Raw genomic sequence first — 23357 nt, 5'->3', positions numbered from 1 at the left:
CACACATGACTGAGGGCGACGACAGCCTTACCCCGATCAAGCCTGCCGAATCGGAACTACTGGTGGTGACTGGCATGTCCGGCGCGGGTAGAAGCACAGCCGCCAACGCGTTGGAAGACCACGGCTGGTATGTGGTGGAAAACCTTCCGCCCCAGATGCTGGGAACCCTCACCGAGCTGGTCGCGCGGATGCCTCAGTCCATTCCCAAGCTCGCAGTCGTTGTTGACGTGCGCAGCCAGGAATTGTTCCACGACATCCGGGGATCCCTGCAGGCGCTCCGCACCTCGGGTGTGAACTACCGTGTGCTCTTCCTCGACGCGGCTGATGACACCCTCGTGCGGCGGTTCGAGCAGGGTCGCCGGCCCCACCCGCTCCAGGATGAGGGACGGATCCTCGACGGGATCGCCGCCGAACGGGAGGTGCTCAAGGAACTGAGAGCGGCGTCTGACCTGGTGGTCGACACGTCGGAGCTGAATGTCCACGCCCTCGCAACCACCATCACCGAACTGTTCTCCGAGTCCGGCCCGATCGTCCTGCGCATCAACGTCATGAGCTTCGGCTTCAAATACGGTCTGCCGGTAGACGCCAACTACGTGGCCGATGTGAGGTTCATCCCCAACCCGCACTGGGTGCCAGCGCTCAGGCCGCACACCGGACTCGACCAGCCGGTCCGCGACTACGTGCTGGGTGCCACCGGCGCAGCGGACTTCGTAGACCGGTATGTCCACGCCCTTGAACCTGTGCTTGAAGGGTATCGTCGTGAAAACAAGCATTACGCAACCATCGCCATTGGGTGCACCGGTGGAAAACACCGGTCGGTGGCAGTAACCGAGGAGATTGCCAGACGACTGGCGCAGCAGCCGCGCCTGCAGGTCACCGCGCACCACCGCGACCTGGGCAGGGAATAGTGGCTATTCTCACGGGGTCCCTGCCGATGCTGCCAGCCGCGGCAGCAAACCGGCGCGGGTCCGGCCCCCAGGAAAACGCCCCCTCGGTGGTGGCCCTGGGCGGCGGCCACGGGTTGTCCTCGTCGCTCTCCGCCCTGCGGCTGCTCACCTCCGAGCTGACGGCCGTGGTGACGGTTGCCGACGACGGCGGGTCGTCCGGAAAGCTTCGTAAGGAACTCGGTGTGCTTCCTCCCGGCGACCTACGGATGGCTCTCGCGGCCCTGTGCGATGACACGGACTGGGGCCGTACCTGGCGCGACGTGATGCAGCACCGGTTCACCTCCCGGCACGGGGAGGAAGGGTCGCTGGACAATCATGCACTGGGCAACCTGCTGATCGTCACCTTATGGGAGCTGCTGGGTGACCCCGTCGCCGGTCTGCAGTGGGCCGGGGCACTCTTGGGTGCCCGGGGTCGGGTTCTCCCGATGGCCAGCGTGCCGCTGACTATCGAAGGCGACGTACTCTCGGAGGTGGACGGCACCCTGCGGGTGCGGACCGTCCGGGGACAATCGCAGCTCGCCGTTGCCGGAAGTGCCGGGAACGTCAACAACGTCCGGTTGCTCCCAGCTGGCGCCCCCGCCTGCGTGGACGCCCTCACCGCTGTGGAACTTGCCGACTGGGTGATCCTCGGCCCCGGCTCCTGGTACACGTCGGTACTCCCGCACCTGCTCCTCCCGGAGCTGCGGGACGCCCTGTGCAGCACGACCGCCAAGCGGTGCCTGACCATGAATCTCAGCAACGAGACCAAGGAAACCGTCGGGATGTCCGCGGTGGACCACCTCGAGGTGATCAGGCGGTACGCCCCGGAATTCACGGTGGACGTGGTGATCGCCGACCCCGCAGTGATTGGCGACCGTGCCGAGTTCGTCGCCGTCGTCGCCGAGATGGGGGGCCGTGCCGTGTTGGGTAAAGTAGGCTCTTCAACGGGCAAACCTGTTCATGATCCGCTGCGCCTCGCAACCGCGTTTCATGACATGTTTGGTGAAGACTAATCGATCTGAGGGTGTATTTGTGGCGCTGACCGCGGACGTAAAAGAGGAGCTGTCGCACCTCTCTGTCAAGAAGTCATCGGTTCGCAAAGCCGAAGTCTCCGCCCTGCTGCGATTCGCGGGCGGACTGCACATCATCTCCGGCCGGATTGTCATCGAAGCCGAGGTTGACCTCGCTTCAACCGCCCGACGGCTGCGCACCACCATCGCCGAGGTCTACGGGCACAATAGCGAGATCATCGTCGTCTCCGGCGGCGGGCTGCGCCGCGGCAACCGGTACGTGGTGCGGGTGGTGCGCGACGGCGAATCCCTCGCCCGCCAGACGGGGCTGCTCGACAACCGGGGCCGTCCGGTACGCGGTCTACCCTCCGCCGTTGTCAACGGATCGACTGCTGACGCCGAAGCGGTGTGGCGTGGTGCGTTCCTCGCGCACGGTTCACTAACCGAACCGGGCCGGTCCTCCTCCCTTGAGGTCACCTGCCCGGGACCGGAGTCAGCGCTGGCCCTGGTCGGCGCGGCACGCCGCCTGGGCATCGCCGCCAAAGCCCGCGAGGTGAGGGGAGTGGACCGGGTGGTGATCCGCGACGGCGACACCATCGCCGCCCTGCTCACCCGGATGGGTGCCCATGATGCACTCATGGTCTGGGAGGAACGCCGGATGCGCAAAGAGGTGCGGGCCACGGCTAACCGACTGGCCAATTTCGATGATGCCAACCTGCGGCGGTCGGCTCAGGCTGCGGTCGCCGCCGGCGCCCGGGTGGAACGTGCCCTGGAGATCCTGGGTGAGGGCGTCCCCGATCACCTCAAGTACGCCGGCGAGCTCAGGGTGGCGCACAAGCAGGCGAGCCTCGACGAGCTGGGCGGGCTGGCCAACCCTCCCATGACCAAGGACGCCATCGCAGGGCGCATTCGCCGCCTGCTCGCCATGGCCGACAAGCGGGCCATCGAGATTGGCATCCCCGGAACCGAAGCCAATGTGACTGCCGACATGTTGGACGAGTGAATCTCTGCATAGGATGGAAGAGGTATGACAACACCACCGACACCGGTGGTGACCCATGCGGTATTGAACCAACTACGGTGTCTGACCGAGTGCGGTGCCAAATCACCCACGGTGGCGGACCAACCTGGAGGAATTCGTGAGCGAGTACGTACTGCCCGAACTGAACTACGATTACGCTGCCCTGGAGCCGCACATCTCCGCGCGCATCATGGAGCTCCACCACAGCAAGCACCACGCTGCCTACGTCAAGGGCGCCAACGACGCCATGGCCCAGCTTGCCGAGGCGCGTGAAAAGGGCGACTTCGGTAACATTTCAAAGCTCTCCAAGGACCTCGCCTTCCACACCGGTGGCCACATCAACCACTCAGTCTTCTGGAACAACCTGTCACCGGACGGCGGCGACTCTCCCGAGGGCGAACTCGCTGCAGCCATCGACGACGCTTTTGGTTCGTTCGACAAGTTCCGCGCCCAGTTCAGCGCGGCCGCCCTCGCCCTGCAGGGATCCGGCTGGGCCTTCCTCGCTTACGAGCCCATCGGCGGCAACCTCGTCATTGAACAGCTCTACGATCAGCAGGGCAACGTCGCAGTAGGCACCACCCCGCTGCTGATGCTGGACATGTGGGAGCACGCCTTCTACCTGGACTACGTCAACGTCAAGGCCGACTACGTCAAGGCTTTCTGGAACATCGTGAACTGGGCCGACGTTGCCAAGCGTTTCGCTGCGGCCCGCACCTCGGCCACGTCCCTGATCGTCGTCGGCTAGAACAACAGGCACAGCGCCCTCAGGGGCGCACCCGGGACGCCGCCCCACGGCGGCGTCCCGGCCCATAACCTCACTACAGTTCAAGGAGATAAGACACGTGACTACTCGTGTAGGAATCAACGGCTTCGGTCGAATCGGGCGTAATTACTTCCGCGCCGCACTGGAACGGGGTGCGGACCTGGAGATTGTTGCAGTCAACGATCTCACCAGCCCCGAGGCGCTGGCCCACCTGCTGAAGTACGACTCCGTCACCGGTCGGCTTGGCGCATCAGTGGAAGTCAAGGACGGAAACATCGTGGTGGACGGCAAGTCCATCCGCGTGCTCGCCGAGCGCGACCCCGCAAACCTGCCCTGGAAGGAACTGGGAGTGGACATCGTCATTGAGTCCACTGGGTTCTTCACCAAGGCAGCCGCTGCGCAGAAACACATCGATGCCGGCGCGAAGAAGGTCATTATCTCGGCACCCGCCACCGATGAGGACTTCACCGTTGTGCTGGGCGTTAACGACGACTTGTATGATCCCGAGAACCACCACATCATTTCCAACGCCTCGTGCACCACTAACTGCCTTGGACCGTTGGCGAAGGTGCTCAACGACAACTTCGGTATCGAGCGTGGCCTGATGACCACCATCCACGCCTACACAGCCGACCAGAACCTGCAGGACGGCCCCCACAACGACCTTCGTCGTGCCCGCGCCGCAGCCATCAACATGGTTCCCACTTCAACTGGTGCAGCAAAGGCCATTGGCCTGGTCCTCCCCGAGTTGAAGGGAAAGCTGGACGGCTACGCCATCCGCGTACCGGTACCCACCGGTTCGGCCACCGACCTGACCGTGACCGTGTCGCGCGAAGTGACCGTCGACGAGGTCAACGCCGCCTTCAAGGCTGCCGCAGCCGAAGGGAAGCTCAAGGGTTACCTCGTCTACACCGAAGCGCCCCTGGTGTCCTCGGACATTGTTGGAGACCCCGCCTCGTCGATTTACGACTCAGGGCTGACGAAGGTGCTTGGCAACCAGGTGAAGGTGGTTGGCTGGTACGACAACGAGTGGGGCTACTCCAGCCGCCTCGTTGACCTGACCGCAATCGTCGCGTCCAAGCTCTCCTAGCACCGAAGGATCGACGTGGCCTCCTCCCTTGATGACCTCCTGAGCACCGGAGTCCGTGGCCGCACCATACTGGTGCGGTCAGACCTGAATGTCCCGCTCGACACCTCGGGCGTGGCGCCCCGGGTGAGCGACGACGGCCGACTTCGGGCCTCCCTGCCAGTCCTGCGGAAGTTGACCGGGGAGGGGGCCTCAGTGATTGTGCTGGCTCACCTCGGGCGCCCGAAAGGCGCCCCTGAGGAGCGGTATTCGCTGAAGCCCGCCGTCGACCGGCTCGCCGAACTGGCGGACTTCCCGATCACGCTGGCAGCGGACACCACGGGGGAGGATGCCAAAGCGGGTGCCGCCGCGCTGGCTGGCGGTAATGTGCTCGTGTTGGAGAATGTGCGCTTCGACGGGCGGGAAACCAGCAAGGACGACGGCGAACGTCAGGCCTTCGCCGCCGAGCTGGCAGCGCTGACGGGCGACAACGGCGCCTACGTGGACGATGCCTTCGGCGCCGTCCACCGGAAACACGCGAGCGTCTATGACATCGCATCGCTCCTGCCGTCCTACCAGGGCGATCTGGTGAAGGCCGAGGTCGAGGTGTTGCAACGCCTCACGGGGGAGCCAGTCGCCCCGTTCGTGGTGGTCCTCGGCGGTTCCAAGGTCTCCGACAAGCTCGCCGTGATCGAGAACCTGCTCGGGACGGCAGACCGGATCCTCGTCGGCGGCGGCATGGTCTTCACCTTCCTCGCGGCTCAGGGCCATGCGGTCGGCGCGAGCCTGCTAGAGAACGACCAGCTCGACGTCGTCAAGGGGTACCTGAAGCGCGCAGAGCAGGCAGGTACCGAGTTCGTCTTGCCTACCGACATTGTGGTGGCTGAACGCTTCGCGGCCGACGCCGCCCACGAGACGGTGGCGGCCGACGCCATCGAGGGAAGCTCCTTCGGTGCCGCCGGTCTGGGCCTGGACATTGGACCGGCGTCGGGAACTGCGTTTGCCGAGTCGATTGCCACTGCCGGAACGGTTTTCTGGAACGGCCCGATGGGCGTTTTCGAGTTCGACGCCTTCGCGGGTGGCACCAAAGCTGTGGCGCAAGCGCTGACCGACGCCACAGCGCGCGGAGCGCTGACCGTGGTGGGAGGCGGCGACTCGGCAGCAGCTGTGCGGTCCCTCGGCTTCACCGATGACCAGTTTGGCCACATCTCGACCGGCGGAGGTGCCAGCCTCGAGTACCTCGAAGGCAAGGAACTCCCCGGACTGACAGCCCTCGGGCAGTAGGAGCACCACATGACTTCCTCAACCAACGGCGCGTACGACCGCCGACCACTGATTGCCGGCAACTGGAAGATGAACCTGGACCATGTGCAGGGCATCACCCTGCTGCAGAAGCTTGCCTGGACCCTCGACGACGCCGGTCACGATTACCAGCGCGTCGAGGTAGCGGTATTCCCGCCGTTCACCGACCTGCGCGGAGTGCAGACCCTGGTCCGCGGCGACGACCTGAAGACCGTGTACGGGGGCCAGGACCTTTCACCCCATGATTCCGGCGCCTACACCGGCGACATCTCGGGTCAGTTCCTCAGGAAACTTGACTGCAGCTACGTTCTGGTCGGCCACTCCGAGCGCCGCGCCATCCATCAGGAGAGCGACGAGCTCCTGAACAGTAAAGTGCAGGCTGCGTTCAGGCACGCCCTGATCCCCATCCTTTGTGTCGGGGAAGGCCTGGATGTTCGTCAGGCCAACGACCATGTTGAGCACACCCTGCGCCAGTTGCGCGGTGGTATCGCCGGCTTGAGTGCCGAGCAGGTCGCAGACCTGGTGATCGCCTACGAGCCGGTCTGGGCCATTGGCACCGGTGAGGTCGCCGGGCCGGGGGATGCCCAGGAGATGTGCGCAGCCCTGCGCGCCGAGCTCACCTCACTGTATGACTCGGAGACGGCAGGCAAGGTCAGGATGCTCTACGGCGGATCGGTCAAGGCCGCCAACGCTGGCTCTATCCTGAAGGGCCGCGACGTCGACGGCTTGCTGGTCGGCGGTGCCAGCCTGGACGCTGCCGAGTTTGCTAGTATTGTCAGGTTCGAACATCTCCTGGTCACCGACTAAGCTCTGATCCGACTCCGGTCGATCACGCACGCCGGTTACCCCTGAAAGGCCACTGTGGACATTCTCCGAATCATCTTGCTGGTGCTCCTTGGCGTCACCAGCTTGCTGCTTACCCTTCTTATCCTGCTGCATAAGGGCCGCGGCGGTGGCATGTCCGACATGTTCGGCGGCGGCATGACCACCAGCATGGGTTCATCGGGCGTTGCTGAACGGAACCTCAACCGGTTCACCGTTGCCCTCGGCCTCGCCTGGGGCGTCGTTATCGTGTCGTTGGGCTTGATCCAGCGGTTCGCCGAGTAACCTTCCCGCAAAATTTCCCGCGTTGACCACCATGTTCTGGGTACTGCATTGGGCGTAGACTGACCCTGTTGTCGGAGCCTAGTCCAGGAGCAATCCATGGTTAACGCGGGAAACGCATTTAAGGGCACACGGGTTGGAACTGATTCCTACGGGGGGATGGCCGGTTGGCAGGCCGAGTCCGGGCGAAGACCCGCTGTAGTGGACCGAACCGTAGTGAGCTACTGGTGCATCGAAAACCACGAAACAAAACCGACGTTCGCCAAGCTCCACGATGACGAAATCCCCGAGGTGTGGGAATGCGGGCGGTGCGGACGTGCGGCCGGAAGGCTACCCGGGGTGGAACCGCTGGTGGACGGCGTCGAACCGTTTAAAAGCCATCTTCAGTACGCCAAGGAACGGCGCACCGAGGAAGAAGCAGCCAAGGTGCTGGAGCAGGCACTCCGCAACCTGCGGGAGCGGCGGTCCGGGCTCAGGGGCGGGCTAGCCTCCTAAGCCGTTCGGCCATCGTCCCCGTCATTGTCCCCGCCGTTATAGTCACTGCCGTTATAGTCACTGCCGTCATCGTCCCTGTCATCGCTGGCGATGAGGCGTCCGGGCAGCTGGGCTGCTGCCTCCTGGTCGATCAGCCACAGGGTCTTGAGGCGGCCGCGTGCTCCTGCGGCGGGCACTTGGACGGGGCCGGCGCCGGCCAGGGCAAGACCGACGGCTCCAGCCTTATCCTGGCCGCCGGCGGCGATCCAGATTTCTGCTGCCGAGTTCAGTGCTTCGAGGGTGAGCGAGATCCTGAGAGCGGGCGGCTTCGGGGCGCCTGATACGCCCACCACTGTCTGGTCCCTGGTCCGGATTCCTTGCATCTCGGGAAACAGGGAGGCAATGTGGGCGTCCGGGCCAACGCCCAGCAACAACACATCGAACCGGGGGAGACGGGGGTCCTGGCCGTCGTCGTCGTCCAACTGCGCCCGCTCCGCCACGGCGGCATCCTGGAGCCGTGCCGCGTAGTCGGCTGCGGCCGCGTCCTGATCGGGGAAGTCGTCGCTGGAACCAAACTCATGGATCTGGGCGTCGGCCAGGCCGAGCTTGCCAAGGAGGGCTTCCCGCGCCTGGACAGCGTTCCGTCCGGGGTCGTTCGAGCTGAGGAAGCGTTCGTCGCCCCACCAAAAATCTACCCGGCTCCAATCCACCGCCGAGCGGGCCGGGGAATCAGCGACGGCAGCGAGGGCGGCGGTGCCAAGTAACCCGCCGGTGAGGACCACGGTGGCTGACCCGCGTTCGTTCTGGATATCAACCAGCTGGGTGATCAACCGTGCAGCGACTGTTGCTGCGAGCAAGGCTGAATCGGGGTGGATGCTAACTTTGGGGTCAGCGTTCACTGGGGCGCACACTCCTTAGGTTGGTCCGGGCGAGCCCCTCCAGCATGACCTCGCCAAATACCTCATCCGGGTCGAGACGGCGGAGCTCTTCTGCGAGACAGTCTTGCAGGCTGCGCCGCGGCAAGGAAATCCGCTGCACGGGTTGCCCAGGCTGGTACAGCTCGGCGACGGCCAGCTGGGGCCGGTTCAGTTCCACATCGCCGGCCGGACGGGACAGCCGCACCCGGCGCAGGCCGGTTCCGGCCGGTCCCGCCGCGATAGTGACCGGGGCGTCGAGGGCCAGGGTGAGCCACGCGGCGAGCAGCACAGTGCTGGGCGAATCCTCGGCACCCTCGACGGTGACGGATGTAATGGGGGAGTCGTCGATCTGATCGAGGATCGCCGCCAACTGGATCCGCCAGTTCGTCAGGCGGGTCCAGGCCAGGTCGGTGTCGCCGGCGGCGTATGTGTCCCTGATAGTGAAGAGCGCAGCCACCGGGTCGGGTTCGTTGGCAGTGTCGGTGATCCGGCGGTGCGCAATGCTTCCGATGGAGGTTCTGGCCGCATTCGCCGGTGCGCCGTGTGGCCACCAGGCCACAATGGGCGCGTCGGGGAGCAGGAGCGCCGAAACGAGAGACTCATTCTCCTCGGCGAGCTGGCCAAACCCTTTGAGGACAATCACTTCCGAGGCGCCCGCGTCACCGCCGACGCGGATCTGGGCGTCCAGCCGGGTGTCCTCGTCCTCCGAGCAGAGGGCGAGGACGATGATCCGGCAGGGGTGTTCCCGGCTCGCCAAGTTGGCCGCGAGGATGGCTTCCTCCTCGTTGCCCGAGCTAGTCACCACCACGAGGGTGAGGACGCGGCCGAGCGCGACGACGCCGCCCTTGTCCCGCAGCGTCATGATTTCCTTGGACACCTTCGACGTGGTGGTGTCGGGCAGTTCAACGATCATGGCCTGCGCCACGTCCTTCCATCACGGGCGAGGAGCTCATCAGCTGAGGCGGGGCCCCAACTTCCCGGCACATACTTGTCCGGCTGGTCGCCGAGGCTGGCCCAGTACTCCTCAAACGGGTCGAGAATCTTCCAGGACAGCTCGACCTCCTCGTGCCGGGGGAACAGCGGCGGTTCACCGAGGAGCACATCGAGAATCAACCGCTCGTAGGCCTCGGGGCTGGATTCGGTGAACGAATGCCCATAACCGAAGTCCATGGTCACGTCCCTGACTTCCATCTGGGTGCCGGGGACCTTGGATCCGAACCGGATGGTGGCCCCCTCATCGGGCTGCACCCTGATGACCACGGCGTTCTGGCCGAAGTCGTCTTCGCCGTGGTCCCGGAACAGCAGGTTAGGGGCGCGCTTGAAGACGACGGCGATCTCGGTCACCCGCCGTCCCAACCGCTTTCCCGCCCGCAGGTAGAACGGCACTCCGCTCCACCGGCGGGTATGGATGTCGAGGCGAAGGGCGGCGAAGCTTTCCGAGGTGGAGTGGGCGGGGATGCCCTCCTCCTCCAGGAAACCCTTCACCAGCTCGCCGCCCTGCCAGCCGGCGTCGTACTGACCGCGGGCCGAGGAACGCGACAGGTCATCGGGTAGCTTCACCGCGGCGAGGACCTTCTCCTTTTCCGCCCGCAGGTCATTGGCGTTGAAGGAGATCGGTTCCTCCATGGCCGTCAGCGCCAGGAGTTGCAGGAGGTGGTTCTGGATCACGTCCCGGGCAGCGCCGACGCCGTCGTAATAACCGGCCCGGCTCCCAATGCCAATGTCCTCGGCCATGGTGATCTGGACGTGGTCAACGTAGTTGGCGTTCCACAGGGGCTCGAAGAGTTGATTCGCGAAACGGAGGGCCAGGATGTTCTGGACGGTTTCCTTGCCGAGGTAGTGGTCAATCCTGAAAACCGCGTCCGGCGGGAAGACCTGTTCGACGATGGCGTTGAGCTCCCGGGCCGATTGCAGGTTGTGGCCAAACGGCTTCTCAATGACCACTCGGCGCCACTGGCCCTCGCCGGGTTGGGCCAGGGAATGCTCGGAGAGCTTCTGGCAGACCAGTTCGAAGTCCTTCGGCGGAATGGACAGGTAAAACGCATGGTTGCCGCGGGTCCCCCGGCTGGAATCAAGCTCTTCCAGAGTGCCACCGAGCCGGGCGAAGGCATCGTCGTCGTCGAAATTACCCTGGACGAACCGGATCCCGGCGGAAAACTGTTCCCACACCGTCTCGTCGAAGGGGGTGCGCGAGTATTGGGTGACAGAGTCGCGCACCTCCTTGACGAACCGGTCGTCATCCCACTCGCGGCGGCCGAACCCGATCAGCGCGAAGCTGGGAGGCAGCAGTCCCCGGTTGGCAAGGTCGTAGATCGCCGGCATGAGTTTCTTGCGGGCGAGGTCCCCGGTGACACCGAAGAGCACCAGGGAGGACGGTCCGGCGATCCGGCTGAGTCGCCGGTCGCGGGGGTCCCTCAGCGGATTGGGTGACCGTCCCGGTGCGGAATCCTGCACTATGCGGTACCGCTTTCATCGATTGCCCGCTGGCCGGCTGCCCCGCCCAGCAGGTGGGCGACCACCTGGGTGAGCTGCGCGATCCCGGCGGCGCGGTCGGCGAGGTGCAGGCGCAGGACCGGACGTCCCTTGCCTGCCAGGACCTGGGCATCACCGGCTGCTTGGGCCGTGATGAGCTCGCCGAAGGTGAATGGCCGCTCAGGAATGGCCAGGTCGTCGGATGCTGCCCCGGTGATCGACAGGAACACTCCCTGGGCTGGCCCGCCCTTGTGGAACTGGCCGGTGGAGTGGAGGAAGCGTGGTCCCCAGCCAAAGGTGACGGGCCGGCCGGTGAGGGAGGCGAGCGGCGACCGGATGTCTTCAAGCGACGCCTGCACCGACCGGTCCAGGTAGGCCTGGACCGAGAGGTAGCCGTTCGGGTCGAGGGTTGCGAAGAGGTTCCGCAGGGCATCGCCGAGCGTGCTGGCGTCGCTGAGGAGATTACTGTCGCCTCGGATCTCCACCGCTCCATCAACGAAGTTCGCCGGAGCGGTTTCTGGCTGTGCGTCGAGCAGTCCCCGCGCTGCAACCTTGGCTGCCTCGACGTCGGGCTGGTCAAAGGGGTTGATGCCCAGCAGGCGTCCGGCTACCGCGGTGGCAAACTCCCACACCAGAAGCTGGCTGCCGAGGCTACCGCTGACGGTGACCTGGTTTCCGGCGGGTTCGATGTCGGCGTCCTGTGCGGTGAGGCGGACGGCGAGGACGTCGTCGGCGGCGGTAAGGATTTCCGGTGCGCCCTCTTCGGCGACTACCGGGAGGACCCCGGTGCCCAGCTTGCCCGTGGACTCGGCGATGAGCTGCTCAGCCCAGTCGGCGAGCCCGGGAATCCCCGACGCTTCGTCGGCGAACACGATTTTGTCCCGCAGGGGAGCGGTGGCGCCCAGCACAGCGCCGAGCCGCAGCCCGATGTTGGTGGGGTCGTCCTCCCCGAGGAATTCTGCTGTCTCCTCGGCGTCGTCAAGCAGGGCATCAAGGTCGACCCCGGCAAGCCCCGAGGGGACCAGGCCGAAGGCGGTGAGCGCCGAGTACCTGCCGCCAACGTTGGGGTCGGCGTTGAACACGGCACGGTAGCCTGCCTCGCGAGCCGAGGTGTCCAGTGGTGAACCGGGATCGGTGACGATGATCACGCGGGTGAGAGGGTCGATGCCCGCGGCGGTGAACGCTGCCTCGAAGATCCGTCGCTGCGAGTCGGTCTCCACCGTCGAGCCCGACTTCGATGACACCACAACGGCCGTCTCGGCCAGCCGGTCCTCAACCGTCCGGCGCACCTGGTCAGGATCGGTTGAGTCGAGCACCGTCAGGTCGACGCCGGCTGTCCGGGTGATCACCTCGGGTGCCAGGGAGGAGCCGCCCATCCCGCACAGGACAATCCGGCTGACGCCGTCGGCCTGCAGGACGTCCCGCAGGTCCATAATCCTCGGGACGAGGCTACGTGAGACATCGATGAGGTCAACCCAGCCCAGGCGGACCGCCGCTTCCGCCTCGGCATCGTGACCCCACAGGGTGGGATCCTTGGCCATCAGACGGGAGGCCACCTGGTCCTCGACGAGGGCGCCGGTCACGCGGTCGATGGCTTCCAGGGCGGCGCCGGCCGCCGCGAGCGTCATTGAACTCATGGGCTAGCCCTTTGCCGTATCCAGTGCGGTCTGAACTGTTTCGAGGAGCTCTTCCCAGCTCACCACGAACTTGTCCAGGCCTTCCACCTCCAACTGCTCGACCACCTCGACGTAGGAGACGCCAATGTTCTCGAGGTTGTTGAGCACCGTGTTGGCGTCGTCGTAGGATCCAGAGATCGTGTCGCCGGCGATGACTCCGTGGTCCGCGGTGGCTTCGAGGGTCTTCTCGGGCATGGTGTTGACCACACCGGGCGCCACCAGTTCGGTGACGTACAGGGTGTCCGGCAGGTTGGGATCCTTGACGCCGGTCGAGGCCCAGAGCGGTCGTTGACGCCGGGCGCCGGCGGCGGCGAGGACTTCCCACCGTTCGGTGTCGAAGAGCTCCTCATACACCTGGTAAGCGAGCCGGGCGTTGGCGAGCCCGGCCTTGCCCTTCAGCGCGGCGGCCTCGTCGGTGCCGATCGCGTCCAGGCGCTTGTCGATTTCGCTGTCCACCCGGGACACGAAGAAGGAGGCCACCGAGTGGATGGTGGAGAGGTCGAACCCGTTCTCCTTCGCCTGCTCGATGCCCAGCATGAAGGCGTTGATGACGGCCCGGTAGCGTTCCAGCGAGAAGATCAGCGTGACGTTGACGCTGATTCCCGCGGCGATGGTCGCGGCGATTGCCTCGAGCCCCTCAACTGTCGCAGGGATCTTGATCAGGACGTTGGACCGCTGCACCTTGGCGTGGAGCCGCTTCGCTTCGGCGATGGTGCCCTCGGTGTCCTTCGACAGGCGCGGATCAACCTCGATCGAGACGCGGCCGTCGACGCCGCCGGTACTTTTCGCTGCGGCGGCGAAAATGTCGCAGGCCTGGGCCACATCGTGGGTGGTGATATCAAAAACCGCATCGTTGACCGGGACATTGGCGGCAGCCAACGCCTCGACCTGCGTGGCGTAGGACTCGCCCTGCTGCAGGGCGGCGGCGAAGATGCTCGGGTTGGTGGTGACACCCACCACGTTGCGCTCTTCGATCAGGTGCTTGAAAGCCCCCGAATTGATGCGCTCCCGTGAGAGGTCGTCGAGCCAGATCGATACGCCTGCGGCTGAGAGGTCTGCCGTGGGGGTGGAAGTCATAACTAGTCTCCTTGAATTGTCGACGATTACTGCTGGTCGCCGGTTTCTGCTGATGAGGGACCGGACCAGGCCGGTGTGCCGTTCGGTGCGCGGTGGTTTCCTGCAACGGCGAGGGAGTCCCGGGCTGCCTGAACCACGGCGTCGGCGGTGATACCGAACTCGGTGAACAGCCGCTTGTAGTCGGCTGAGGCTCCGAAGTGTTCCAGGGAGACTGACCTGCCGGCATCGCCAAGAAGTTCGCGCCAGCCCAACGCCACACCGGCCTCCACTGAGACCCTCGCCTTGACGTCCCCGGGGAGGACAGATTCGCGGTACGCCTCGTCCTGCCGGTTGAACCACTCTAGGCTGGGCATGGAGACCACGCGGGCGTTGATGCCCTCGGCCTGAAGGGTGGCGCGAGCCTCGACGGCCAGCTGAACCTCGGACCCGGTGCCGATCAGGATGACATCGGGGTTTCCGCCCTGGGCTTCGGCCAGCACATAGGCGCCCCTGGCGGTACCCTCGGCTGAGCCGAAGGTGTCGCCATCGGCGGCTCCCGTTCCACGCTCATAGGTAGGGATGTTCTGCCGGGTGAGCACAATTCCTGCTGGGTTCCCGGTGTTCTCCAGGATGGTGCGCCAGGCGATTGCCACCTCGTTCGCGTCGCCGGGGCGGACGACGTCGAGCCCCGGGATCGCGCGCAGTGCCGCCAACTGCTCGACCGGCTGGTGGGTGGGCCCGTCTTCGCCGAGACCGATGGAGTCGTGGGTCCAGACGTAGATGGAGGGGACGCCCATCAGGGCACCGAGCCGGACGGCTGGCCGCTGGTAGTCGCTGAAGATCAGGAAGGTGCCGGAGAACGCCCGGGTGCTGCTGTGCATGACGATGCCGTTGACGATTGCCGCCGCCGCGTGCTCGCGGATACCGAAGTGCAGGACTCGGCCGTAAGGGTTGCCCTGCCAGGCGTCGGTCTGCTTGCCTGACGGAATGAACGACGGCGACCCTTCGATCGTCGTGTTGTTGGATTCCGCCAGGTCAGCGGAGCCGCCCCACAGTTCGGGGAGAACCGGGCCGATGGCCGCAAGTACCTTGCCCGATGCCGCCCGGGTGGACATGTCCTTACCTGCCTCGAACGTGGGTAGGGCGTCATCCCAGTTGTCAGGGAGGGTCCGCGACGCGATCCGGTCCAGGAGTGTGGCGTTGCCAGGGTGTGCCTGCTGCCAGGCACCGAAGGACTCTTCCCATTCGGCGCGGAGGGCCTGCCCGCGGTCGGTGACCTGCCGGGCGTGCTCGAGCACCTCGGGGGCGACGTCGAAATGCTTGGCCGGATCGAGGCTGAGCGCCTCCTTCAGGGCGGCCACCTCGTCGGCGCCCAACGCCGAACCGTGAATCTTCCCGGTGTTCTGCTTGGTCGGTGCCGGCCAGCCAATGATGGTCCGCAAGGACACGATGGAGGGCTTGCCGGTCTCATCCCGCGCGGCAGTCAGAGCCCGGTAGAGTTCCTCAATGTCTTCGACGTAGTCACCGGTTTTGGTCCAGTCGACACGCTGGACGTGCCAGCCGTACGCCTCGTAACGGCCCAGCACGTTCTCGGTGAACGCGATATCAGTGTCGTCTTCGATGGAAATGTGGTTTTCGTCGTAGAGCACCACGAGGTTGCCGAGTTCCTGATGCCCGGCCAGGGACGAAGCCTCAGCCGTAACGCCCTCCTGAAGGTCGCCGTCGGACGCGATGACCCAGACGGTGTGGTCAAACGGGCTTTCGCCGGGTGCCGTGTCGGGGTCCATCATGCCGCGCATGCGGCGCTGGGCGAAGGCGAAGCCAACCGCCGAGGCCAGGCCCTGGCCGAGGGGGCCGGTGGTGATTTCCACGCCCGGGGTGTGGCGGTACTCCGGGTGCCCGGGAGTCTTTGAGCCCCAGGTGCGCAAGGACTTCAGGTCCTCAAGTTCAAGCCCATACCCGGAGAGGAAGAGCTGGATGTAAAGGGTCAGCGAGGTGTGGCCCGGTGACAGAACAAAGCGGTCGCGTCCCGTCCATTCAGGCTGGGAGGGGTCATGCCTGATCAGTTTCTGGAACAGGAGGTAGGCCGCGGGGGCCAGACTCATCGCCGTCCCGGGGTGACCGTTACCCACCTTCTCCACAGCGTCGGCGGCCAGCACCCGGACAGTGTCCACCGCACGGTCATCCAGATCGGTCCAGGTCAGTTCTTGCGTATCAAGCTGCGGCACGAAACCTCAGCCCCTCTCTGTGCTCCACGACCAGCGCCGCGGCGCCCTGTAGGACTGGCGATTGCCGTCTTTGCGCACCGGACCAGCTGGCCGTTCACCGTTGGAAATTCTGCATTCTGGCTACCCACGCCCCGCTGCCGCCGGCATTGACCGGAGGATACGGGTTGGGCATTAACATCACCCTATCGCTTTGGGCTGTTTTTCAAATTCAGAATCCACATCGTGACGCGGGGAGTCGACCGCCGCGCGGGGTGGCCGGAACTTCTACACGCCGTAAAACCCTGAGGGGAGGGGACGGTATGATGAGAGAGGACTTTCCCCCCAGCAGAAACGGCAGTGTTACCTCGTGAAGACCGAGCAGGATCCGCGCCTTGCCAGCACTACGGGCACCAGTACGGGCTTGAAACGCAAGGCCAAGGCCTATCTCGCTCTGACCAAGCCTCGAGTCATCGAGCTGCTGCTGGTCACCACCCTGCCCACGATGATCTTCGCCCAGGGCGGATTGCCAGGGGTATGGCTGATCATCGCCACCATGGTTGGCGGAGCCCTGGCTGCCGGGAGTGCCGGTTCGTTCAACTGTTACATCGACCGGGACATCGACAAGGTGATGCACCGGACCGAAAAGCGGCCATTGGTTACCGGTGAGGTGACCCCGCGTGAGGCGTTGATTTTCTCCTGGATCCTCGGGATCGCTGCCATCATCGTCCTCTGGTTTGGCGCCAATCCGTTAGCTGCCGGTCTCGGGGTTGCTGCAATTTTCTTCTACGTGGTGGTGTACTCGCTGATCCTCAAGCGTCGTACCCCACAGAACATCGTCTGGGGTGGCGTCGCAGGGTGCATGCCCGTGCTGATTGCCTGGGCGGCGGTAACCAACACGGTCGAGTGGCCCGCCGTCGTCCTCTTCCTCATCATTTTCCTGTGGACGCCGCCACACTACTGGCCGCTGTCCATGAAATACAGCGATGACTACAACGCGGCGAAGGTCCCCATGCTGGGAGCGATCGCCGGAGCCCGCGTCGTCTCCGTCCAGGTGGTCCTCTACGCCTACGCCACCGTCGCCTGCTCGCTGCTTCTGATCCCGGTGGGTGGAGCGGGTTGGGTATTCACCGTGGCAGCGGTGGCGGCTGGGATCTGGTTCCTGGCCGAAACGCACAAGCTCCATAACTCGGCAGTCCGTGGCACCGTTACCGACAAGGGTTCCATGAAGGTCTTCCACGGTTCGATCAGCTACCTCACCGTCATATTTCTGGCGCTGGCCATCGACCCGTTCATCGGCGGGCCGGTCGTCTAACCGGCGAGTAGGGCTAGCATGAGCACATGGTGTTCAACGGTCTTATCGCGTACCCGGTCACTCCCTTTCATGAGAACGGTGACATCAACTTTCCCGAACTGACCTCGCTGGTGTCCTCCCTGGCGTCTTCGGGGGTGGACACCATTGCAGTCCTGGGCTCGTCAGGCAGTTTCGCCTATTTGAGCGCTGCTGAACGTTCGAAGGTCGCGGCAACAGCCGTCGACGCCGCCCGGCAGGCCGGCACGGGAGTCCCCGTGGTGGTGGGCATCAGTTCGGTTGGCACCCGGGAGGTGCTCGACGCCGCCCGCGACGCTGAACGTGCGGGCGCGGCCGGCGTGGTGCTGTCGCCCGTCTCCTACGTGCCGTTGAACAACGATGAGGTCGCCGCGCAGACGGCTGCCGTGTGCGACGTGACTTCTCTCCCCATTTGCCTTTACAACAACCCCGGCACCACCCAGTTCCACTACGACCTCGAACTGGTTGCCGAACTTCTAGCCCTCCCCAATGTGCAGGCCTTCAAGGACACCGCTACGGACGTCGCCGGGTTCCAACAACGCTACGCCCGGCTGCGGTCACTGACCGACCAGCCCGTTAGCCACGGGCTAAGTGGTGACCTGCTGATTGCTTCGGGAGAACTGGCAGCCGACGCCTGGCATACTGGCGCCGCCGCGCTGCTCCCGCTGGCCTACTCGGAGTTCCGGACGGCAGTGCTCCACGCGGATGGGGCCCGGATCGACGAGTCGCGGCGACTCCTGCTACCGCTGGTGCAGGCAGTTCTGCGCCTCCGGAAGCTCAGCGGGCTCCACTCCCTGGCGAAGGCCTGCGGTGTAGATGCCGGCGAGCCACGGTTGCCGGTACTGCCCGTCTCCGGCAGCGAACAACGAGACCTCGGCCGCCTGGTTGACGCGCTTGAGGTTACCGGCCGTCTTTGAGGTAAGCCTGCTCAGCGGTGGTCCCACGCTCGTCCAGGTCCGGTGACACCCGGTCCTGGCGGTTGGATGCCAGGTACAGGGCGTTCGCCATCGCCGCGGTCAACGCCGAGGCGCCGAGCATGTGCAGCGCCACCAAGGCGACCGGCAGGTGCAGGAAGTGCTGGAGGTAACCAACGGCGCCCTGGGCCAGGACCACTGCGGCGAGGAGGAGAATCGATTTTTTCAGCCGGGGCGCGACCGACCCACGGTGCGCCAGTACCAGCGCGACGACGACGGTCAGGACCAGCAGGTAGACGGGCGCCGCATGGATCCGGGTCATCAGGTCCGGGTCGAGGTTGTTCCGGGCAGCACCGGCGTCGCCTGCGTGCGGGCCCGAACCGGTGACGATGACGCCCAGCAGGACGGCGACGGCGGTCAACACCGCAGCGGCCGTCAGGATCTGGCGCAGCAGCCGGGACCCTGACGGGGCAGCGGAACCCGCCGCCTGCGCGGTGGTGAGCCTGACCCGGTTGACCAGTACGGTGGCCAGCACAATCAGGACCATCGACACGACGAAGTGCCAGCCAACCACCCACGGATTGAGCTGGGTGAGGACGGTGATGCCGCCAAGGATGGCCTGGGCCGGAATTCCCGCGGCGAGGGCGATGGCGAGCCGGAACAGATCCTTGCGTTCCTTACGCAGGTTCCAGAGGGAAACCACCATGGCAATGGCAATGGCCGTCAGCACGAAGGTCAACAATCGGTTGCCGAACTCGATCACCCCGTGAATGCCCATTTCCGGGGTGTTGACGATCGAGGTGGAAGTGCACCGCGGCCATTCCGGGCAGCCCAGTCCGGAAGCCGTCAGCCGCACGGCTCCACCGGTCACCACAATCATGATCTGGGAAACCAGCGATGCGACCGCCAGCCCGCGGACCAGCCGGGAGGTGGTGTGCGGCAAATTCGCCGTGAAGCGGCGCCAGCCGGTGGGTGCAGTCTGTGTCATGTGTGCTAACTCCATTTGAACCAGCGAATGGCGGCGAGGCTGGACAGGACAGCCCACCCCGCCAAAATGAGGATTGCCGGTAGGTTGAATGCTCCGTCGATGAGCGCCGACCGCAAGCCGTCGCCCAGCGCCGATGACGGCAGGATGCCGACGAACGGACGAATCGACTCGGGCAGCAGGGTTCCCGGCAGGACAATCCCGCCGGCGACCGCCAGCAGAATCCACACCAGGTTGGTCACAGCCAGGGTGGCCTCTGGCCGCAGCGTCCCGGCCACGAGAAGGCCGAGGCTGGTAAACGCGGCGGCACCGATGACGAGCTGCGCGAGCCCCAGAAGGATCCCGGTGGGGTCAGGACGCCAGCCCAACAGGGCGGCCGCGGTTCCGATCACCACCAGCTGGACCGCGAGGACGACGACGACGCCGAGCGCCTTGCCGAAGATCAGGCCGGGTTTACCCAGGGGAGTGGTGGACAGGAAACGCAGCACCCCGTAGCGGCGGTCGAAGCCGGTGGCAATGCCCTGGCCGGTGAACGCAGTGGACATGGCGCAGAGCGCGATGATCCCGGGGGTGGCCGCATCGATCCGGCTTCCCGCCATCCCGTCGAGGAACGGCGTCAGGACCAGCACCACCAAACCCAGCAGCGGCAGGGCGATCGCCAGCACAAGCTGCTCGCCGTTGCGCAGCATGGATAGCGCCTCGTACCGGCCCTGCAGCAGGATCCGTTTGGCCAAAGGGGCAGGAGTACTCACCGGATCTCCCGACCGGAGATGTCGAGGAACACGTCTTCGAGGGACCGCGGTTCCATGGTGATCGAGACCGGAAGGATTCCTGCCTCCTCCCACCAACGTGCCACTGCTGACAGATCGCCCGGGGTGAAGCAGCCTGCCACCGAGTAGCGCCCCGGTTCGGTCTCGCGGAAGGTCAGGCCGGGAAACGTTTCGGGCGGCAAGGTAAGGCTGGGGACGGCCTGGAAACGCAGGTCGCGGTAGGTGTCACCGGCGTCGTTTGCTGTCAGGTCGGCAACCGTGCCGTGCGTCACCGTGCGTCCGCCGTCGAGAATGTAGACGTAGTCGGCAAGTTTTTGGGCGTCGTCGAGCAGGTGGGTGGTGAGAATGATCGCCAGCCCCTCGGCACGCAACTCACGGATCAGTTCGAAGACGATGGTTCGCGACTGGGGATCCAGTCCGGCGCTGGGTTCGTCAAGGAAGAGGACTTCAGGGTTGCCGATCAGGGCGCAGGCCAGGGCGAGCCGCTGCTTCTGACCACCCGACAGCCGCCGGATGCCAGTCGTGGCGAAGGAGTTGATTCCCAGCCGGACGGCGAGTTCGGCAACCGGTCGTGGTGAGCCATACATCGCTGCAACATGGTTGAGGAGTGCCAGCGGCCGGGCCGACGGCGGTAGCCCGCCTTCCTGCAACATCACGCCCACCCTGCTGCGCAGCGCAGCGCCCGCGTTGAAGGGGTCCTCCCCGAGCAGGCGGACGGTCCCGCTATTGGGACGTTGCAGCCCCTGGGCGCACTCAAGAGTAGTTGTCTTGCCCGCACCGTTGGCGCCGAGGAGTGCCGTCACCTGCCCGGGGTAGGCTCGAAGGTGGACGCCGTCGAGCGCCCTGACCATCTTGCCGTCGCGCGAAAATACGGGTCCAAAGTCCTTGACGAGCGCAGTGACTTCCAGCGCGGGAGAGGGGTTTGGCACCCAATTACTCTACGGCATGTAGTAGCCGGGGCCGCCTGCTGGATAGCCTCACCTTACTGGCAGAGGGGAACAGATTACGACATGATTGTGTTGTCTATTGTGTGGGCGCAGAATGCCTGTGGGCTCACAACTATGGCGCGGAAGCCGGAGGAGGCGACATGAGCCAGTCATACCCAATCAGCACGGTTCCGGCTGTTGCACGGCCCGCCGACGCCGTCCGCCCCCACGAAGCCGAGGACCGGACCCGCAGCAAGGTGCTCGCCGCTGTCCTGGAGCATGGCCCCGTCAGCGCGGCCGAGCTCGGCGAACGGCTGGGATTCACCCCCGCAGCCGTCCGGCGGCACCTCGACGCTCTGTCCCGCAAGCAGCTCATTGAGGTCAAACTGGTCGGCAACCCGTCATCGGGTGCTGGCCGGCCCGCACGTCGTTATGTACTCAGCCAGCGGGGGCAGACCGAGCTGGGAACCGACTACCTCTCCATCGCCAAAGCCGCGCTGGCCCAGCTCCAGGAAGTGGCGGGCCCGGACGCGGTCGAGCAGTTTGCCCGTACCCGGTTCGCAGAAATGGAAAACCGGTACCGCCCCCTGGTGGAAGCCGCCGGCCCGGATCTTGAAGACCGCGCCCGGGCACTGGCCGGTGCCCTGACCGCTGACGGCTTCGTGGGCTCCACCACAGTGGTGGGCCGAAACGCCCCCAACGCCGCCATGTTGGCCGTCCAGCTCTGCCAGGGCCACTGCCCCGTCCAGGAGTTGGCCGCCGAATTTCCCTCCTTCTGCGACCAGGAGACCGAAGTGTTCTCCCGGCTGCTCGGCGTCGACGTGCGGCGGCTCTCAACGCTCGCCCGCGGCGGCCACGTCTGCACCACCCATATTCCTGTGGGCCGGGTTACTCCGGCCCCCGCCGGGGCAGACACCCCCGGAACCGAACCGACCGTATCCACCCATCAGCAAGAAAGGCCGTGATGACGGATCAAGTAGACCAGAAGATAATGGCTGAGCCAGCCGTTCCTGAGGCAGTTATCAGCGACATCCTGGAGCGCAACCCCGAGCTCGAAGGGATCGGTAACTACGCCTTCGGCTGGTCCGACAAGAACGACGCCGGCGCCAACGCCAAGCGGGGTCTCAGCGAAGAGGTGGTCCGTGACATCTCGTCGAAGAAGGACGAGCCCGAATGGATGCTCGACCTGCGCCTGAAGGGGTTGAAGTACTTCGACCGGAAGCCGATGCCCGCGTGGGGTGCCGACCTTTCCGGCATTGACTTCGACAACATCAAGTACTTCGTGCGGTCCACCGAGAAGCAGGCCGGCAGCTGGGAGGAACTTCCCGAGGACATCAAGAACACCTACGAGAAGCTCGGCATCCCCGAGGCTGAGCGTAACCGTCTGGTTTCCGGCGTCGCAGCCCAGTACGAGTCCGAGGTGGTTTACCACCAGATCAACGAGGAACTCGAGCGCCAGGGCGTCATCTTCATGGACACCGACACCGCGCTGAAGGAACACCCCGAGTTCTTCGAGGAATACTTCGGGTCGATCATCCCGGTGGGCGACAACAAGTTCGCGTCGTTGAACACCGCCGTCTGGTCCGGTGGTTCCTTCGTCTACGTGCCGCCCGGCGTCCACGTGGAAATCCCCCTGCAGGCCTACTTCCGCATCAACACCGAGAACATGGGCCAGTTCGAGCGGACGCTTATCATCGCTGATGAGGGCTCCTATGTGCATTACATCGAGGGCTGCACCGCGCCGATCTACACGTCCGATTCGCTGCACTCCGCCGTCGTCGAGATCGTGGTGAAGAAGGACGCCCGCGTTCGCTACACCACCATCCAGAACTGGTCGAACAACGTGTATAACCTGGTCACCAAGCGGGCCATTGCGCACGAGGGCGCCACCATGGAGTGGGTCGACGGCAATATCGGCTCGAAGGTCACCATGAAGTACCCGGCCGTGTATCTGGTGGGGGAGCATGCCAAGGGTGAGACGCTGTCCATCGCTTTCGCCGGCGAGGGCCAGCACCAGGACACCGGCTCAAAGATGGTGCACATCGCTCCCAACACGAAGTCGTCGATCATCTCGAAGTCGGTGGCCCGTGGCGGTGGCCGTGCCGCCTACCGCGGCCTGGTACAGGTCCGCGAGGGCGCTACGCATTCGGCCAACACGGTGCGTTGCGACGCGCTGCTGGTCGACACCATTTCCCGGTCCGACACGTACCCGTACGTCGACATCCGTGAGGATGACGTCACCATGGGCCACGAGGCAACCGTCTCGCGCGTCAGCGAGGAACAGCTCTTCTACCTGATGTCCCGCGGCATGCCCGAGGACGAGGCGATGGCAATGATCGTGCGCGGGTTCATTGAACCCATCGCGCGTGAACTCCCGATGGAGTACGCGCTCGAACTGAACCGGCTGATCGAACTCCAGATGGAAGGGGCAGTAGGCTGAC

The 23357-nt window shown here is 65.1% G+C and carries 22 protein-coding genes; 13 read left to right on the top strand and 9 right to left on the bottom strand.

The annotated features are described in order from the left end of the window. Positions 1 to 5 precede the first annotated feature (5 nt). From rapZ to ACX80A_RS10705, 9 genes are all read left to right on the top strand, one after another. Positions 6 to 908, top strand: a complete 903-nt coding sequence (gene rapZ, locus ACX80A_RS10745; RefSeq protein ID WP_459259693.1) for an RNase adapter RapZ — start codon at positions 6 to 8, stop codon at positions 906 to 908. Further along, complete coding sequence (locus ACX80A_RS10740; RefSeq protein ID WP_459259692.1) at positions 908 to 1939, top strand: gluconeogenesis factor YvcK family protein; 1032 nt, start codon at positions 908 to 910, stop codon at positions 1937 to 1939. The genes rapZ and ACX80A_RS10740 overlap by 1 nt, the downstream gene beginning before the upstream one ends. A 19-nt stretch (positions 1940 to 1958) precedes the next feature. Next, a complete protein-coding gene (whiA, locus tag ACX80A_RS10735) occupies positions 1959 to 2939 on the top strand; it encodes a DNA-binding protein WhiA (protein ID WP_019483789.1) in 981 nt (326 codons plus the stop codon). A gap of 136 nt (positions 2940 to 3075) precedes the next feature. Then, the gene (locus ACX80A_RS10730) at positions 3076 to 3702 is read left to right on the top strand and encodes a superoxide dismutase (protein WP_171585115.1); all 627 of its coding nucleotides are present in this window, start codon (positions 3076 to 3078) and stop codon (positions 3700 to 3702) included. 97 nt (positions 3703 to 3799) lie between these two features. After that, entirely contained in the window at positions 3800 to 4810 is a 1011-nt protein-coding gene (gene gap, locus ACX80A_RS10725) for a type I glyceraldehyde-3-phosphate dehydrogenase (protein ID WP_459259691.1), read from the top strand. Between the two features lie 15 nt (positions 4811 to 4825). Beyond that, the gene (locus tag ACX80A_RS10720) at positions 4826 to 6070 is read left to right on the top strand and encodes a phosphoglycerate kinase (protein WP_459259690.1); all 1245 of its coding nucleotides are present in this window, start codon (positions 4826 to 4828) and stop codon (positions 6068 to 6070) included. A gap of 9 nt (positions 6071 to 6079) precedes the next feature. After that, complete coding sequence (gene tpiA / locus ACX80A_RS10715; protein WP_459259689.1) at positions 6080 to 6895, top strand: triose-phosphate isomerase; 816 nt, start codon at positions 6080 to 6082, stop codon at positions 6893 to 6895. Positions 6896 to 6949: 54 nt separating this feature from the next. Continuing rightward, complete coding sequence (secG, locus tag ACX80A_RS10710) at positions 6950 to 7195, top strand: preprotein translocase subunit SecG (protein WP_196841439.1); 246 nt, start codon at positions 6950 to 6952, stop codon at positions 7193 to 7195. A 96-nt stretch (positions 7196 to 7291) separates the two neighbouring features. Further along, positions 7292 to 7687, top strand: coding sequence for an RNA polymerase-binding protein RbpA (locus ACX80A_RS10705; protein WP_459259688.1), 396 nt, complete (start codon positions 7292 to 7294; stop codon positions 7685 to 7687). Here the strand turns inward: ACX80A_RS10705 and pgl are convergent. Genes pgl through tkt form a run of 6 tightly spaced genes read right to left on the bottom strand, consistent with a single transcriptional unit; the run spans position 7684 to position 16015 of the window. Beyond that, entirely contained in the window at positions 7684 to 8565 is an 882-nt protein-coding gene (pgl, locus tag ACX80A_RS10700) for a 6-phosphogluconolactonase (protein WP_459259687.1), read from the bottom strand. The genes ACX80A_RS10705 and pgl overlap by 4 nt on opposite strands. After that, positions 8555 to 9496 (bottom strand): glucose-6-phosphate dehydrogenase assembly protein OpcA, encoded by a 942-nt coding sequence (locus ACX80A_RS10695; RefSeq protein WP_459259771.1) that lies wholly within the window; start codon positions 9494 to 9496, stop codon positions 8555 to 8557. Before ACX80A_RS10695 ends, pgl begins: the two co-directional genes overlap by 11 nt. After that, a complete protein-coding gene (gene zwf, locus ACX80A_RS10690; protein ID WP_459259686.1) occupies positions 9493 to 11037 on the bottom strand; it encodes a glucose-6-phosphate dehydrogenase in 1545 nt (514 codons plus the stop codon). Before zwf ends, ACX80A_RS10695 begins: the two co-directional genes overlap by 4 nt. Beyond that, entirely contained in the window at positions 11037 to 12692 is a 1656-nt protein-coding gene (locus tag ACX80A_RS10685) for a glucose-6-phosphate isomerase (RefSeq protein WP_459259685.1), read from the bottom strand. The genes zwf and ACX80A_RS10685 overlap by 1 nt, the downstream gene beginning before the upstream one ends. A gap of 3 nt (positions 12693 to 12695) precedes the next feature. Continuing rightward, positions 12696 to 13808 carry a transaldolase gene (gene tal / locus ACX80A_RS10680; protein ID WP_459259684.1) on the bottom strand — a complete coding sequence of 371 codons (1113 nt, stop codon included), beginning with the start codon at positions 13806 to 13808 and terminating at the stop codon, positions 12696 to 12698. Positions 13809 to 13834: 26 nt separating this feature from the next. Further along, entirely contained in the window at positions 13835 to 16015 is a 2181-nt protein-coding gene (gene tkt / locus ACX80A_RS10675; RefSeq protein ID WP_459259683.1) for a transketolase, read from the bottom strand. 346 nt (positions 16016 to 16361) lie between these two features. Here tkt and ACX80A_RS10670 point away from each other — a divergent pair, with 346 nt between their 5' ends. Next, positions 16362 to 17306 carry a heme o synthase gene (locus ACX80A_RS10670; protein ID WP_459259682.1) on the top strand — a complete coding sequence of 315 codons (945 nt, stop codon included), beginning with the start codon at positions 16362 to 16364 and terminating at the stop codon, positions 17304 to 17306. 26 nt (positions 17307 to 17332) lie between these two features. Next, a complete protein-coding gene (locus ACX80A_RS10665) occupies positions 17333 to 18238 on the top strand; it encodes a dihydrodipicolinate synthase family protein (RefSeq protein WP_459259681.1) in 906 nt (301 codons plus the stop codon). Here ACX80A_RS10665 and ACX80A_RS10660 read toward each other — a convergent pair. Genes ACX80A_RS10660 through ACX80A_RS10650 form a run of 3 tightly spaced genes read right to left on the bottom strand, consistent with a single transcriptional unit; the run spans position 18222 to position 20919 of the window. Further along, the gene (locus tag ACX80A_RS10660) at positions 18222 to 19223 is read right to left on the bottom strand and encodes a COX15/CtaA family protein (RefSeq protein WP_459259680.1); all 1002 of its coding nucleotides are present in this window, start codon (positions 19221 to 19223) and stop codon (positions 18222 to 18224) included. The genes ACX80A_RS10665 and ACX80A_RS10660 overlap by 17 nt on opposite strands. A gap of 5 nt (positions 19224 to 19228) precedes the next feature. Then, a complete protein-coding gene (locus tag ACX80A_RS10655) occupies positions 19229 to 19972 on the bottom strand; it encodes an ABC transporter permease (protein ID WP_459259679.1) in 744 nt (247 codons plus the stop codon). After that, on the bottom strand, positions 19969 to 20919 hold the full coding sequence (locus tag ACX80A_RS10650) for an ABC transporter ATP-binding protein (RefSeq protein ID WP_459259678.1): 951 nt from the start codon (positions 20917 to 20919) through the stop codon (positions 19969 to 19971). Before ACX80A_RS10650 ends, ACX80A_RS10655 begins: the two co-directional genes overlap by 4 nt. 158 nt (positions 20920 to 21077) lie before the next feature. On the opposite strand from ACX80A_RS10650, the gene ACX80A_RS10645 reads away from it, so the two are divergent. Both ACX80A_RS10645 and sufB read left to right on the top strand, forming a co-directional pair. Next, a complete protein-coding gene (locus ACX80A_RS10645) occupies positions 21078 to 21881 on the top strand; it encodes a helix-turn-helix transcriptional regulator (protein WP_459259677.1) in 804 nt (267 codons plus the stop codon). Continuing rightward, positions 21881 to 23356: a Fe-S cluster assembly protein SufB gene (sufB, locus tag ACX80A_RS10640; RefSeq protein WP_459259676.1), complete on the top strand. Its 1476-nt coding sequence runs from the start codon at positions 21881 to 21883 to the stop codon at positions 23354 to 23356. The genes ACX80A_RS10645 and sufB overlap by 1 nt, the downstream gene beginning before the upstream one ends. Position 23357 lies beyond the last annotated feature (1 nt).

The organism is Arthrobacter sp. TMN-50 (genome assembly GCF_054511125.1).
Note: the sequence above shows the minus strand (reverse complement) of the source record. Positions and strands in the feature narration are given on the sequence as shown.